This window comes from Pseudomonas qingdaonensis (assembly GCF_018398475.1).
In the GTDB taxonomy this organism is placed as follows: Bacteria; Pseudomonadota; Gammaproteobacteria; order Pseudomonadales; family Pseudomonadaceae; genus Aquipseudomonas; species Aquipseudomonas palmensis.
The window spans coordinates 731,094-745,431 of record NZ_CP074676.1 but is presented as its reverse complement, the minus strand read 5'-3'; the positions used below and the strand labels follow the sequence as shown (position 1 = coordinate 745,431).

Below are 14,338 nucleotides of genomic sequence, written 5' to 3'. Positions count from 1 at the left end.
GTGGGAGCGGGCTTGACCCGCGATGGCCCTAATCTGAGTACATCAACAGCGGCACCACCTGGTCCGCGTCCGTCAACGCCCCATGGTGCCCGCGCCACTGGCTGGGGTGCTTCTCCTCCACGCTGCGAATGATCCCGCCGGCCCCGGTCGGAACCACGATCAGGTCCCCGATACGCCCCTCGGCCTGGCTCAGCATCACGTCCCCGAACAACCCCGCGCCAATCGCCTGGGCCTTGCTCAACACCCGGTATTCATCCCCCAGGCGGTTCTGCCAGCGCTCGTGCACGCGGTCCTGCTGATGCTCGTGGGTGTACAGGTAGCGCGCCCGGATGTCCCCGGCCATCGCCCGCACCCCGTCCTGCAAGGCACTGTCGGTATCGAAGTCATGCACCTGGGCGCGGTCCAGGTCGAGCATGCCGTGGTCGGCAATCACGAGCATGCGCGCCGAGCGCGGCAGGCGCCCGGCAATGTCGCGGGCCAGCTGATCGGCAATCTCCAGTTGCCTGCACCAGTCGGGCGAGCCCGGCCCATACAGGTGCCCGGCAAAGTCCAGGTCACCGAAATAGGCAAAGCAGAAGGCTGGCGCCTCCACCTCCAGTGCGCTACGCACCAGCTCGGGATAGGCATCGTAGGCCGGCGCGGCAAGGATGCCGCCGGCCTTGTAGATGGCACGGGTGAAGTCCGAGTCGGCAAAGCGCCCGAGCATGACCGTGCTGATCTGTACGCCCTGGGCGGCCGCGTCTTCCCAGGCGGTCTGCGGCACGATGAAGGAGGCCGCGACAGGCGCCGCGGTCGGCACGCTGCCCGTCTGCGCGGCCGCAGTGGTCCATGACAGCGGCGAGAACACCGAATGTGCATCCAGGGCGAAATCGCAGCCCACGATGCCATGCGCACCGCTGCCCATGCCGGAGGTCACGGCGGCCAGGCTGGCGGCAGTGGTGGCCGGGAAGCCGACCTTGAAGTGGCTGTCGGGCTGCATCAGCGCGGCCAGGAACGGTGCATGCTCGGCGTGCGCCTTGAGCAGGTTCCAGCCCAAGCCGTCGATCAACAGCAGGCAGGTGGCTGTAGAGCGCTCGAGCCGGAACGGATTCCTGAAGCCCCTGGCGCCCAACCCGGCGAAAACAGACTGGGTCAGGCTGGCCAGGCCCGGCCAGGTGTCGTGAACGTCCCGCATCTCTTCGAACTGCGCCGCCATGTCGCCCTCCGTGGTGCCGTGCAAAACAACAGGTTTAGCACAGCTTGTTCGATCAGCGAACAGAAACGATCAATGCACGGCCCGTCCCGATTGACCCTATTAACCAGTCAGTACATTTTAGTCGTGACGCTCCCTCCCCCTGCCAAGAACAACAATGGAGTTTTACCGATGAGTTTGGCCTCCCCTTCCGGCATTCTCGCCGGCCTGATCGGCGCCGGCATCCAGGCCTCGCGTACCCCGGCCCTGCACGAGCACGAAGCCGCCGCCCAGGGCATCAACTACCTGTACCGGCTGATCGACCTGGACCAGCTGAAGCTGGACAGCAGCGCCCTCGAAGAACTGCTGACCGCGGCCGAGTACATGGGCTTTACCGGGCTCAACATCACCTTCCCGTGCAAGCAGGCGATCGTGCCCCTGCTCGACGAGCTGTCGCCCGAGGCGCGTGGTATCGGCGCGGTGAACACCGTGGTGCTCAAGGACGGTCGACGCATCGGCCACAACACCGACTGCCTGGGGTTTGCCGAAGGTTTCAGGCGTGGCCTGGGTGATGTTTCACGCCGTCATGTGGTGCAGATGGGCGCAGGCGGTGCGGGTGCCGCGGTGGCCCATGCGCTGCTCAGCGAAGGGGTGACCCAGCTGACGCTCTTCGATGTGGAGCCCGCCCGGGCCCAGGCACTGGCAGACAACCTCAACCAGCATTTCGAGGGCAGCCCGGCACGCTGCGGGCATGACCTGCAAGCGGCCATGGGCCAGGCCTGCGGGCTGGTCAACACCACCCCCATGGGCATGGCCAAGCTGCCGGGCATGCCGGTGCCCAGGGCGCTGCTGCGCGCCGAAATGTGGGTGGCCGAGATCGTGTACTTCCCGCTGGAGACCCTATTGCTGCGCGAGGCGCGGGCACTGGGATGCCGCACGCTCAACGGGGCCAACATGGCGGTGTTTCAGGCGGTGAAGGCCTTCGAGCTGTTCAGCGGCGTGGTGCCGGATGCACAGCGCATGATCGGGCACTTCAACAGCCTGGGGGATTGAACGCTTAGCCGGCACCTGTACAGGGTGGTCAACCCGCAGGTGCCGGCCCTGCCGGCGACTGGAGGCTCCCCGGCATCACGCCTGCAGGTAGCGCAGCACCGACTCGCAGATCATCTCGCGGTGCTTGTCCTTGAGCGCCTTGTCCTCGAAATCCACCTGGAAGATCTCGCCAAAGGTGTGCCGGTTGGACACGCGATAGAAGCAGAACGAGCTGATCAGCAGGTGTACGTCCAGCGCCGTCAGGCCCTGGCGGAACACCCCCTCGGCAGCCCCGCGCTGGAGTATCTCGTCCAGCGCGGTGAGCACCGTCTTGTTCATCGAGCGGATCGCGGCCGACTGCTTGACGTACTCGCCGTGATGCATGTTTTCGTTGCACACGATACGCACGAAGTCGACGTTGCGGTCATGGTGATCGAAGGTGAACTCGATCAGCCGGCGAATGCCCTGGCGCGGCTCCAGTTCAGCCAGGTGCAGGTTGCTTTCGGTGCTGCGGATATCGCCGTAAAGCTTCTCCAGCACCTCCACATACAGCTGCTCCTTGCTGTTGAAGTAGTAGTAGATCATGCGCTTGGAGGTCTGGGTGCGCTCGGCGATCGCATCGACCCGAGCACCGGCCAGGCCTTGCTGCACGAACTCGCTGATGGCCGCCTGCAGAATGTTCTCGCGGGTTTTCTCAGGATTGTTCTTGCGGCTCTTGCGCGGCGCCTCGGCAGGTGCCGCCAAGGGTGCTGGAGTTGTCGTCATACGGGGCTCTTGACCAGTCGGTTAACCGCGCGATTATGGCCCCGGGGTGCGCCAGAAGAAAGCCTGACGGGCGCTGACACGTTACAGCTTGGCATGCCGCAGCCCGCCGCTGCGCGCCTTGGCCATCGCTGCCAGGCGCACCGCGACGTTGGCCGCGCCGTAACCGCTGTAGCCATTGCGCCGCTGCAGCACCTCGAAGAAGAAGCGCTCCTCGAACGGCTCGGTGTATACGTGGAACAGCTCGCCGCCCTGGGCATCACGGTCGTACAGCACGTTGTAGTAGGCCAGCTCGCTCAGGAACTGATCGTCGAAGTCGAACCGGGCCGCCAGGTCGTCGTAGTAGTTGAGCGGGATATCGAGCAGCGCCACGCCTGCTTCCTTGGCGCGCTTGACGGCGGCGAAGATGTCCTGGCAGTCGAAGGCGATGTGATGCACGCCCGAGCCGCGGTAGTTGGACAGCGCGTGGGCAATCGCTGTGTTGCGGTTTTCGGAGATGTTCAACGGCAGCCGGATCGAACTGCACTGGCTGCGCAGGGCGCGGCTCTTGACCAGGCCATAGGGATCGGGAAGCACCACCTCGTCATCGGCGCTGAAGTCGAGCAGGCTTTTGTAGAACAGCACCCAGCTGTCCAGGCTGTCGGCCGGCAGGGCCAGTGCCATGTGGTCGATGCGGGTCAGGCCCAGGCCATGGGCCGGTTGCTCGCTGAGGCTGAAGTCGGTGTCGTAGATGGTGCGTCCGTCCGCGCCCTGGTCCACCAGGTAGATCAGGCTGCCGTCGGGGGCGCGTACCGCTGCCAGCTCACGTTCGTTGGGCCCCACCAGGCCACGATAGGGCTGGCCGTGATAGGCCACCGCCCGGGCCAGCGCCTGGGCGCTGTGCCTGACCCGGATCGCCGTGGCGCACAGCGACGGGCCGTGGCTTTCGAAGAAGTTGTGCGCGAACGAATAGGGCTCGGCGTTGAGGATCAGGTTGATCTCGCCCTGGCGCAGCAGGCTCACATTCTTCGAACGATGCTTGCCGGCACGGGCAAAGCCCAGGCCTTCGAGCCAGTTGCCCAGCTTGGCGCCCGAGGCGTCGTCGACCGCAAACTCGAGAAACTCGATGCCATCGCAGCTGCTGGCCGGCGGCGGCGCGAACAGCAGCTCAGGGTCGGCCAGCGGTGCGGTGCGTTCGAGCAACTGACGGGTCTTTTCCTCCAGGTACAGCAGCGAACGCAGGCCGTCGGCGGCATTGGCCCGTGGCGGCGCGGCACGAAAACCGTCGTTGAAGATCTCCAGCGACAGCGGCCCGCGATAGCCGGCCTGCAGAATCGGCGCCAGAAACCCCGGCAGGTCGAACTCGCCCTGCCCCGGGAAGCAGCGAAAATGCCGGCTCCACTCCAGCACATCCATGGCCAGGATCGGCGCATCGGCCATCTGCACGAAGAAGATCTTGTCCCCCGGCACCTGCGCGATGGCGCTGGGGTCGCCCTTGAGCGACAGGGTGTGGAAGCTGTCGAGGATCATGCCCAGGTTGGCGTGATCGGCCTGGCGCACGATGTCCCACACCTGCTGCCAGGTGTTCACGTGCCGCCCCCAGGCCAGCGCCTCGTAGCCGATGCGCACACCGTGGGCGGCGGCCCGCTCGGCCAGCAGGCTCAGGTCGTCGACCAGCAGTTGCTGGCCGCCCAGCGCGTCGGCCGACACGTTGCTGCACACCAGCACCAGGTCGGTGCCCAGTTCCTGCATCAGTTCGAACTTGCGCTCGGCGCGCTCCAGGTTGCGCGCCAGGCGCCCGCGCGGGCAGCCCTCGAAATCGCGAAACGGCTGGAAAAGGGTGATGTCCAGCCCCAGGTCGGTGCAGCGCTGGCGAATCTCGCGGGGGCTGCCGTCGTAGTAGAGAAGGTCGTTTTCGAAGATCTCCACGCCGTCGAATCCGGCGGCGGCAATGGCTTCGAGTTTTTCCGGCAAGGTGCCGCTCAGGGACACGGTGGCAATCGAACGCTGCATCTTCAGGCTCCAACGGGCAGGCAGTGCCCAGCTGCACGAATTATTGGCTGGGGTTTATCCTAGCTCAATCAAAAGGTACGAACTGGTTAGTTTTGTGTGCGATTATCGCCCAGTACCCGCCCAGATCAATTGACCCTTTTTTGACCAATGCGCACCATTTCTTACCACCGGGCAGACGAGCATCTTGCCAAAAGCACCGACGAACCTGCCGTAGTCGACTGGTGTACCGCGTGTCATCCTGGCTTGACCCATAAACATAAAAATACGGGTAATCACCACATGATCCACAGCCAAAGCACTCCCCTGGCCCAGCCATCGGCCAGTACCCCGCACGCCGGTATCGGCGACAAGATCCGTGGCGCCATGGGCGTCGGCAAGACCCGCTGGGTGATGCTGGCGCTGGTATTCTTCGCCACCACCCTGAACTACATCGACCGCGCCGCACTGGGCGTGATGCAGCCGATCCTGGCCAAGGAAATGAGCTGGACGGCGATGGACTACGCCAACATCAACTTCTGGTTCCAGGTGGGCTACGCCATCGGCTTCGTGCTGCAGGGCCGGCTGATCGACCGCATCGGCGTCAAGCGCGTGTTCTTCTGCGCGGTGCTGCTGTGGAGCCTGGCCACTGGCGCCCACGGCCTGGCCACCTCGGCGGTGGGCTTCATGGTCTGTCGCTTCATCCTCGGCCTGACCGAAGCGGCCAACTACCCGGCCTGCGTGAAGACCACCCGGCTGTGGTTCCCGGCGGGCGAGCGGGCGGTGGCCACCGGCATCTTCAACGCCGGCACCAACGTCGGCGCCATGTTCACCCCGATGCTGCTGCCGCTGATCCTCACCGTGTGGGGCTGGCAGGCGGCGTTCATGGCCATGGGCGCGCTGGGCCTGGTGTGGGCCACGTTCTGGGGCCTGAAGTACTTCAACCCGGAAAACCACCCGAGCGTGAGCAAGGCGGAACTGGCGTACATCCAGAGCGAGGTCGAGCCTGAACAGGCGGCCGTGCCGTTCACCCGTATCCTGCGCATGCGCGGCACCTGGGCCTTTGCCCTGGCCTACTCGATCACCGCGCCGGTGTTCTGGTTCTACCTGTACTGGCTGCCGCCGTTTCTGAACCAGCAGTACAACCTGGGCATCAGCGTCACGCAGATGGGCATCCCGCTGATCGTGATCTACCTCAGTGCCGACTTCGGCAGCGTGGGTGGCGGGATCCTGTCCTCGTTCATGATCGGTCGCGGCATGGCGCCGGTGAAGGCGCGGCTGCTGTCGATGCTGCTGTTCGCCACCACCATCGTCGGGGTGATCTTCGCCGCAGGCGCCAGCAGCCTGTGGGTGGCGGTACTGGCCATTTCCCTGGCGATTGCCGCGCACCAGGCCTGGACCGCCAACATCTGGAGCCTGGTGATGGACTACACGCCCAAGCACATGATGAGCACCGTGTTCGGCTTTGGCGGCATGTGCGCGGCCACCGGGGGGATGTTCATGACCCAGATCGTGGGGCATGTGCTGACCAGCACCAACAACAACTACACCGTGCTGTTCACCATGATTCCGGCGATGTATTTCATCGCGCTGCTGTGGATGTATTTCATGGCACCGCGCAGGATCCCGACAGTCGAGGCGTAAGCCCGGGCTGCAATGCAGCCCTTCGCCAGCAACGCTGGCTCCTACAGGGAGCCGGCGTTCATTACCTTGCGGGCCTTCTCCAGCGCCCACTGCGCGCGCTGCAGCGCACTCACCCCCTGCTCCAGCAACTGGCGCGTGGGGATCTCCAGGCTCAGCGGCAGGTCGGCCGGCAAGCTGTGCAGCAACCCGTTCAGGTCGCACTCCCCATCCCCTGGAAAACGTCGCTCGTTACGCGCCTGACGCAGGATCTCGGCCATGTCGTCGGGGCGCGGGCCCGCCACGTCGCACAGTTGCGCGTAGCGGATGCGCGAGACCGGCAGGCGGCGCAGGTCTTCCAGGCGCGACGCCGAGCGATCGAAGTGGAAGGCATCGACCAGCACGCAGCCGTTGGCGCGCCCGGCGTTTTCGACGATGCGGGTGGCCTGGGTCAGGTCCTTGGCATCGGTCCACGGCATGAACTCCAGGTGCGGGTGCAGGCCATACGGCGCGGCCAGGTCGCACAGCGCCGCGAAGTTGTCGGTCAGGCGCTGTTCATCCGGGTCGTTGCCGGCAACCAGCAGCTCACTGGCACCGAAGTCGGCGCCCACCGCGAGCAGGGCCTCGAAGTTGGCGACCAGGGTGTCGGGCTTGAGCCGCAGAATCTCCACATCGAGCACCCGGATGCCGGTGTCGCGCAGGCGCTCGGCTGTCTGCCGGCGCAGGCCGGCGTCGCTTGCCAGCGGGAAGTGATGCTCTTCGGGGGTGGCCGGCTCGAGGCGCAGGCCGACATGGCTGTAGCCGGCCCGGGCGGCGACTTCGACCATCCGGGGTGGGGACAGCTCAAGGACAGTGAGGGCGGCCAGGGACATGACACGTGGGTTCATGGAGGAGTCTCGGGTGCGTTGTTGTATTTGCATTATTTAGAACTTAGTTCCAATTTCAATGCAAGTACAAAAAAACAGCTTTGCGCTCCGCAAAACTGCCTTTGTTTGCCTGAGGGCCGCTTCGCTGGCTTGCCGGCGAAGCGGTCCTCAGGCAAACAGCTCCGACGCCGGGCTGGCCGCCGACAGCTCGGCCGCCGCCGCCAGCAACGCCGGCGCCAGCTCGTGCAGGCGCGCCTCGTTCAGGCGCGCGGTCGGCCCGGCCACGCTCAACACCCCGACCACATGCCCATCCTGCGGGTGACGTACCACCGCCGCCAACGCCGACGTACCCAGCGCCGAACTCTCCACCACCCACGCATAACCCAGTTCCCGCGCCATGCGCAGGCGTTCCAGCAGCTGGGCATTGGAAGCCGGCGCGTTCGGCCCGAAGTCCTCGCGCCGGCCCACGCCCTGGCGCTCCACCAGCAGCAACGCCTGGGCATCGCTCAGGCTGGCCAGCCAGGCATGCCCCGAGGCGCTGTAGAACAGCGGCGCCTCACGCCCCATGTCCGGGTCGTAGCGCAGGCCGGAGCGGGCGCCCTGGGCCTTGGCGATCCACACCTGGCGCTCGCCGTCGATGATCCCCAGCCGCACCAGCTCGCCGGTCTGCGCGGCCAACTGGTCGAGAATCGGCTGGACGATGTCGGCACCGCTCTGGGCCAGGTAGCGAAAGCCCATGCCCACCAGCTTGGTGCTCAGCAGGTACCGGCTGTTTTCCGGGTTCTGGCGCACGTAGCCCAGGCGCATGAGCTCGGCGAGCATGCGATGGGTCGCGCTCTTGGGGATGTCCAGCTGCTCGGCCAGGGTCTGCATCGGCAGCCCGCGCGGCTCGCTGGTGAGGCTTTCGAGAAGGCTGAAAGCACGTTCGATCTGACTGCCGGCCATAGTCACGGTCCCTGAAAATTTCGCCGATTCTAAAGAGCGCCGGGCAAAGCGCAAACCACTGTTCGATCTTCGCCCAACTTTGCAGGCGACGACCTTGGCAGCCGACGTGCAATCATAGAATATGGAACTTCGTTCCAAAATAATAATTGCGTGCACTGCGAGGACCCAGCATGACTGCCCACACCCCTACCCCCCGCCCGGTGGACTGCGATGTCCTGGTCATCGGCTCCGGCGCTGCCGGCCTGAGCGCCGCGGTGACCGCCGCCTTTCACGGGCAGAAGGTCATCGTGGTCGAAAAGGACCCGGTGTTCGGCGGCGCCACGGCCTGGTCCGGCGGTTGGATGTGGGTACCGTGCAACCCGCTGGCACAGCGCGCCGGCATCGTCGAGGACCGTTCGCTGCCGCGCACCTACCTGCAACACGAACTGGGCGAACGCTTCGAACCGGCGATGATCGATGCGTTCCTGGAGGCGGCGCCCCACATGGTGTCGTTCTTCGAACGCCATACCGCCCTGCAGTTCGCCGACGGCAACGGCATTGCCGATATCCACGGCGACACGCCCGGGGCCGGCACGGGCGGGCGCTCGGTGATCGCCGCACCGTATGACGGGCGCAAGGTCGGCAAGCTGCTCAGGCAGCTGCGCCGCACGATGCGCGAAACCTCATTCATGGGCATGCCGATCATGGCCGGCAAGGACCTTACCGCCTTTCTCACCCTGACCCGTTCGTGGCGCTCGCTGCTGCATGTGGGCAAGCGCCTGGCACGCCATCTGCTCGACCTCGCACGCTACGGCCGGGCGATGCAGCTGGTCAACGGCGTGGCCCTGATAGCGCGCCTGGCCAAGTCGGCCGAAGACCTCGGCGTGCTGCTGTGGGCATCGGCCCCGGCGCAGCGCCTGCTGCACAACGCTGGCCGGGTGACGGGGGCGGTGGTGCAGACGGCCAACGGCGACGTGAGCATTCATGCGCGCAAGGCCGTGGTGCTGGCAGCCGGCGGCTTCCCCAACGATATCGAGCGGCGCAAGGCGCTGTTCCCGCGTACCCCCACCGGGCATGAGCACCTGGCCTTGCCGCCGCTGGGCGCCAGCGGCGATGGCCTGCGCCTGGGCGAGAGCGTGGGCGCACACGTGGTCGACGACCTGGCAAGCCCGGTGGCCTGGGCCCCGGTGTCGAAAGTGCCGTACAAGGACGGCAGCTTCGGCCATTTCCCGCACATCATCGAACGTGCCAAGCCCGGCATCATCGGTGTGCTGGCCAACGGCAAGCGCTTCGTCAACGAAGCCAACGGCTACTACGACTACGTGAGCGCAATGGTCGCCAGCGCGCCCGGCGAGCAGGTGGCCTCGTGGCTGATCTGCAGCCACGCCTTTCAGCGCCGCTACGGCCTGGGCATCTCCCGGCCCTTCCCACTGCCGGTGGAGCCCTTCATTCGCAGCGGCTACCTCAAGTGCGGCGACAGCATCGAGGCGCTGGCCATCGCCTGCGGCATCGACCCCCAGGGCCTGAGTGCCACGCTCAGCGACTACAACCGCCATGCGCGCCACGGCGAAGACCCGCAGTTCGGCCGTGGCAGCACGCCCTACAACCGCAAGCAGGGCGATGCGCTGCACCGGCCCAACCCGTGCGTGGCGCCCATCGAGCAGGGGCCGTTCTATGCGGTGAAGGTGGAGCCGGGCTGCTTCGGCACCTTTGCCGGGCTCAGGACCAATGCCCACGCCCAGGTACTGGATGCACAGCAGCAGCCGATTGCCGGCCTGTATGCCGCCGGCAGCGACATGCTCAGCATCATGGGCGGGCATTACCCGGCGGGCGGGATCAATCTGGGGCCGGCGACCACCTTCGGCTACATCGCCGGGCGGCACATTGCCGGGATCAGTGCCTACGAGTAGGCGCGCCGGCTGCTGCTAGACTGGCGACCCGACTCCTTCATGAAAGCCAGCCGACCATGGACCAGATCAGCGCGATGCAGGCGTTTCGCCGCGTGGTAGAGAGTGGTGGTTTCAGCGCCGCTGCCGCCCTGACCGGGCAATCGCACACCGTGCTGTCGCGCCAGGTCAAGAACCTGGAGCGCCACCTCGGCACCCAGTTGCTCAGCCGCACCACGCGGCGCCTGCACGTCACCGAAGCCGGCGCACTGTGCTACCGCCATTGCGTGCAGGTGCTGGAGCAGCTCGAAGCCATGAGCCTGGAGATTTCCGAACACCAGCAGCAACCCACAGGCACCCTGCGCCTGAGCGTGGCCACGGCATTCGGTGAACTGGAGCTGGGGCGCTGGCTACCGGACTTCGTCGAGCGCTTCGACCAGTTGCAGGTGGAGCTCATCTGCACCGACCGCTTTGTGGACATGCTCGAAGAAGGGGTCGATGTGTGCCTGCGGGTGACCACCCACCTGCCCGACTCCAACCTGGTGGCCCGGCAACTGGCCGTCAGCGAAGTCGTGCTGGTAGCCGCCCCTGCGTACCTGCAGCGCTGGCCGGCCCCCATCGAACCGCACACCCTGGGCGAGCATGCGTTGCTCGGCTACAACCGCCTGGCCCAGCCGCAACGGCTGAGCCTGCAGGGGCCCGACGGGCAGCGCCTGGACGTGGCAATGCCCAGCCGGCTGAGCGCCAACTCGCCGATGGCGTTGCGTGCGGCGGCCATTGCCGGCCTGGGTATCGCCAGCTTCGACCGCTTCATCGTGCATGACGCCCTGCTCGACGGGCGCCTGGTACAGGTGCTGCCCGAATGGCAGCAGCCCTCCCGGCACGTGTACGCGATGTTCCCCCAAAGCCGCTATCTGGCGCCCAAGGTTCGGGCATTGGTCGAGTATGCGCGGGCGTACTACACTGAACCACGATGGGAAATCAAGATGTGATCTGTGCAAGAAGCACACAGGTTCTGGGCTGCTTCTGCCGTATTTGTGCGTTCGTTGTTTGATTAACCTTCTTTCGATTGTTCATCAGAGGGTTTCAACCATGAAAGCACTTCGAGTTACCGCCGCCGGCTTGCTGCTGGCAGCTTGCGCCACTACCGCCGTGGCTGCGGTCTGCTACTGCACCGCCCCACTCATCTCCCTGCCGAAAAATGCGCTGACCTGGAAAGTGGTACCGGGCACCAACAACAACGTCACCTACGCCAACGTGCAGGGCGACATCCTGGGCAATGGTGCCTACGAGGCCTTCGTCAGTTTCCGGCCCGGTGTGAACAATGGCTACCACACCCACACCGAGACGTTGCCGACCGTGGTGCTGAGCGGCGTGTTCTACGCCCGCATCAAGGACAAGAACGGCAAGCTGGTCGAGACCGAGTACCCGGCCGGTTCGTACTACCAGTTGCCGGCCGGGCTGGAACATGAGAGCGGTTGCAAGATGACCGCCAAGAAGGAGCCTTGCCTGCTGTTCCAGTACCAGCGCAACCACTTCGACCTGAACCCGGTGCCCCGCTAGGCGGCCTCAGAAATCGAAGAACACCGTTTCGCCTTCACCCTGGATGCGAATATCGAAACGGTAGGCCAGCTTGCCATCCACTTCGCAGCGCCGCGCGACCAAGGTCTCGCGGCGTTGTGGCTGTTCGATCAGGTTGAGCACCGGGCACTTGGCATTGGCCTGGCCCTCGTCGTCGAAGTACAGCCGCGTGTGCAGATGGATGTTGATGCCGCGGGCGAACAGGCTGACATTGATATGCGGTGCCATCGGCACGCCGGCGGCATTGGCGACCACACCGGGCTTGACCGTCTGCAGCGTCCATTCACCGGCATCGAAGGTGGTGGCGGTGCGTCCGAAGCTGTTGAACGGTTGTTCCAGGTTGAATTCGCTGTGGTACTGCCCGGCCGCGTCGGCCTGCCAGAACTCCAGGAACGAGTCGCGCACCAGGTGGCCGTTGCCGTCGTAGACGTGACCGATCAGCAGGATGTGCTCGCCGGGCGCATCGCTGCGCGCCATGCGGTTCCAGATTTCCTGGTCACGGGTCGGGTTGCCGGCCGCTTCCAGGGCCAGGCCGATGTGCACGTAGGGGCCGGCGGTCTGCGATGGGGTTTCCGGCAGCAGTTCGATAGGCATGGCGGGGCTCCTCAGCGGTTTTCGAAGTGGGTCTTGCGCTGGCCGCGCAGAACGATGTCGAAGCGGTAGGCCAGGCAGTCCATGGGGTTGGCATTGGCCATGTCGAGCCGGGCGATCAGGCTCTGTACCGCGTCCGGGTTGGCGATCGACTTGACGATCGGGCACATCGGGATCAGAGGGTCGCCTTCGAAGTACAGCTGGGTGATCAGACGCGTGGCAATCGACGGGCCGCTGATCGACACGTGGATATGCGCCGGGCGCCAGTCGTTGGGGCCGTTGCGCCACGGGTACGGGCCCGGCTTGATGGTACGGAAACTGTAGTAGCCCTCGCTGTCGGTCAGCGCGCGCCCCACACCCCCGAAGTTGGGGTCCAGCGGCGCCAGATAGCGATCGTTCTTGTGGCGATAGCGGCCGCCGGCATTGGCCTGCCACATTTCGACCAGGGTGTGCGGGATCGGCTTGCCATACTGGTCGCACACGCGCCCGGCCACGATGATGCGCTCGCCGATGGGCAGGCCGCCGTGGTTGAAGTTCAGCAGCAGGTCATTGTCGTGCTCGGCAAATTTCAGGTGGGAGAAATCCGGCCCAGTGCTTTCGCTGACGGACTGTGGAATGCTCACCAGCGCCTGGCGAGGCGAGCGCGCGACGGAGGTCTTGTAGTCGGGGGTAAGGGCTTTCGGATGCCAGTTCCGATCACGGATAACGAAACGACTGGTGTCTTGTGCAGACATGCCGTTCTCCTCTTATTGGATTTTTGGAGGCCTGTACGGGCAGGAGTGATGGGCAGTGTGGCCGAGGCATGCACCGGCGAACATTGAAAAGAACCCTTGAACCCATAACCGTATGGTTATGTCCAAAGCGCTGACGCCGCCGGGCCGGGTGGACTAATCTTTATCTTCATATTTCAAGCTTGGGAGAACGCTCATGCTCTGGCGAAAAGGCAGGCGCAGCGACAACGTGGTCGACGCTCGCGGTGAAGGCGGCGGTGGTGGTGGCATGCGCCTGGGCGGCAAGGGCCTGAGCCTGACGGCGGTGGTACTGATCGTGGGGATCGGCCTGCTGACCGGGCAGGACCCGATGCAGATCCTTGGCCAGCTGAGCGGGCAGATGAGCGAACAGAGCGCGCCGGCAAGCACCGGCGAGCGCAAGGCACCACCGGCCGGCGACGAACAGGCCGAGTTCGTCGCCAGCATCCTGGGCGACACCGAGGACACCTGGCGCGCCCTGTTTGCCCAGGCCGGGCGCCAGTACAAGGACCCGACCCTCAAGCTGTTCAGCGGTCAGGTCAACTCCGCCTGTGGCTTTGCCTCGTCGGCGACCGGCCCGTTCTATTGCCCGGCCGACCAGCAGGTGTACCTGGACATGAGCTTCTTCAAGGAGATGGAAACCCGCTTCGCGGCAGCGGGCGACTTTGCCCAGGCCTACGTGATCGCCCACGAGGTCGGCCACCATGTGCAGACCCTGCTGGGGGTGTCAGCCAGGATCGACCAGGCCCGTCGCAGCGGCCAGCGCCTGCAAGGCGACAACGGCCTGCTGGTACGTCAGGAACTGCAGGCCGACTGCCTGGCCGGCGTGTGGGCCTACCAGGCACAGCAACGCCATAACTGGCTGGAGCCGGGCGATATCGAAGAGGCCCTGAACGCCGCCAACGCGATCGGCGATGACCGCCTGCAGCAGCAGAGCAAGGGCCGCGTGGTGCCCGACTCGTTCACCCACGGCACTTCCGCGCAGCGCGTGCGCTGGTTCAAGACCGGCTTCGCCAAGGGCGACCTCAACCAGTGCGACACCTTTGGCGCCAGCAGACTCTGACGCCTGTAATGGGGTGTTTGCGGCCTGGCGCAAACACCCTAAACATTTTGTTGATGGTTTTCGTCGGAATTGGAGAAAAAGCGTTTCAGCTCTGCAACATCCCGCCGATAAAGGCAGCTCACGTC

Annotated in this window: 13 protein-coding genes; 6 read left to right on the top strand and 7 right to left on the bottom strand. The window is 65.3% G+C overall.

Annotated features, from left to right (window positions below; translation table 11 throughout):
* Positions 1 to 28 precede the first annotated feature (28 nt).
* The gene (locus KH389_RS03385; RefSeq protein WP_088513889.1) at positions 29 to 1,195 is read right to left on the bottom strand and encodes an alkaline phosphatase family protein; all 1,167 of its coding nucleotides are present in this window, start codon (positions 1,193 to 1,195) and stop codon (positions 29 to 31) included.
* 168 nt (positions 1,196 to 1,363) lie between these two features.
* Between KH389_RS03385 and KH389_RS03380 the strand changes: the two genes are divergently transcribed.
* Positions 1,364 to 2,224 carry a shikimate dehydrogenase gene (locus KH389_RS03380; protein ID WP_420831952.1) on the top strand — a complete coding sequence of 287 codons (861 nt, stop codon included), beginning with the start codon at positions 1,364 to 1,366 and terminating at the stop codon, positions 2,222 to 2,224.
* A gap of 75 nt (positions 2,225 to 2,299) precedes the next feature.
* Here KH389_RS03380 and KH389_RS03375 read toward each other — a convergent pair whose 3' ends face one another.
* Both KH389_RS03375 and quiC read right to left on the bottom strand, forming a co-directional pair.
* Complete coding sequence (locus KH389_RS03375; RefSeq protein WP_043860689.1) at positions 2,300 to 2,968, bottom strand: TetR/AcrR family transcriptional regulator; 669 nt, start codon at positions 2,966 to 2,968, stop codon at positions 2,300 to 2,302.
* An 81-nt stretch (positions 2,969 to 3,049) separates the two neighbouring features.
* Complete coding sequence (gene quiC / locus KH389_RS03370; protein ID WP_054916558.1) at positions 3,050 to 4,957, bottom strand: 3-dehydroshikimate dehydratase QuiC; 1,908 nt, start codon at positions 4,955 to 4,957, stop codon at positions 3,050 to 3,052.
* A gap of 279 nt (positions 4,958 to 5,236) precedes the next feature.
* Here quiC and KH389_RS03365 point away from each other — a divergent pair, with 279 nt between their 5' ends.
* Positions 5,237 to 6,577, top strand: coding sequence for an MFS transporter (locus KH389_RS03365; RefSeq protein WP_043860691.1), 1,341 nt, complete (start codon positions 5,237 to 5,239; stop codon positions 6,575 to 6,577).
* A gap of 41 nt (positions 6,578 to 6,618) precedes the next feature.
* On the opposite strand, the gene KH389_RS03360 is transcribed toward KH389_RS03365, so the two are convergent.
* Positions 6,619 to 7,440 carry a sugar phosphate isomerase/epimerase family protein gene (locus tag KH389_RS03360; RefSeq protein ID WP_078481786.1) on the bottom strand — a complete coding sequence of 274 codons (822 nt, stop codon included), beginning with the start codon at positions 7,438 to 7,440 and terminating at the stop codon, positions 6,619 to 6,621.
* Positions 7,441 to 7,587: 147 nt separating this feature from the next.
* Positions 7,588 to 8,364, bottom strand: a complete 777-nt coding sequence (locus KH389_RS03355) for an IclR family transcriptional regulator (protein ID WP_213606880.1) — start codon at positions 8,362 to 8,364, stop codon at positions 7,588 to 7,590.
* 170 nt (positions 8,365 to 8,534) lie between these two features.
* On the opposite strand from KH389_RS03355, the gene KH389_RS03350 reads away from it, so the two are divergent.
* The 3 genes from KH389_RS03350 to KH389_RS03340 all read left to right on the top strand — a co-directional run bounded on the left by KH389_RS03350 (position 8,535) and on the right by KH389_RS03340 (position 11,792).
* Complete coding sequence (locus tag KH389_RS03350) at positions 8,535 to 10,253, top strand: FAD-dependent oxidoreductase (protein ID WP_213606878.1); 1,719 nt, start codon at positions 8,535 to 8,537, stop codon at positions 10,251 to 10,253.
* Between the two features lie 56 nt (positions 10,254 to 10,309).
* Positions 10,310 to 11,221, top strand: coding sequence for a LysR family transcriptional regulator (locus tag KH389_RS03345; RefSeq protein WP_213606876.1), 912 nt, complete (start codon positions 10,310 to 10,312; stop codon positions 11,219 to 11,221).
* A gap of 100 nt (positions 11,222 to 11,321) precedes the next feature.
* Positions 11,322 to 11,792, top strand: coding sequence for a cupin domain-containing protein (locus tag KH389_RS03340; protein ID WP_054916554.1), 471 nt, complete (start codon positions 11,322 to 11,324; stop codon positions 11,790 to 11,792).
* Positions 11,793 to 11,798: 6 nt separating this feature from the next.
* Here KH389_RS03340 and pcaG read toward each other — a convergent pair whose 3' ends face one another.
* Together pcaG and pcaH are read right to left on the bottom strand one after the other, a co-directional pair.
* Entirely contained in the window at positions 11,799 to 12,404 is a 606-nt protein-coding gene (gene pcaG, locus KH389_RS03335) for a protocatechuate 3,4-dioxygenase subunit alpha (RefSeq protein ID WP_043860697.1), read from the bottom strand.
* 11 nt (positions 12,405 to 12,415) lie between these two features.
* The gene (pcaH, locus tag KH389_RS03330; protein ID WP_043860698.1) at positions 12,416 to 13,135 is read right to left on the bottom strand and encodes a protocatechuate 3,4-dioxygenase subunit beta; all 720 of its coding nucleotides are present in this window, start codon (positions 13,133 to 13,135) and stop codon (positions 12,416 to 12,418) included.
* Positions 13,136 to 13,328: 193 nt separating this feature from the next.
* Between pcaH and ypfJ the strand changes: the two genes are divergently transcribed.
* Positions 13,329 to 14,213 carry a KPN_02809 family neutral zinc metallopeptidase gene (gene ypfJ, locus KH389_RS03325; RefSeq protein WP_043860699.1) on the top strand — a complete coding sequence of 295 codons (885 nt, stop codon included), beginning with the start codon at positions 13,329 to 13,331 and terminating at the stop codon, positions 14,211 to 14,213.
* Positions 14,214 to 14,338: the final 125 nt, after the last annotated feature.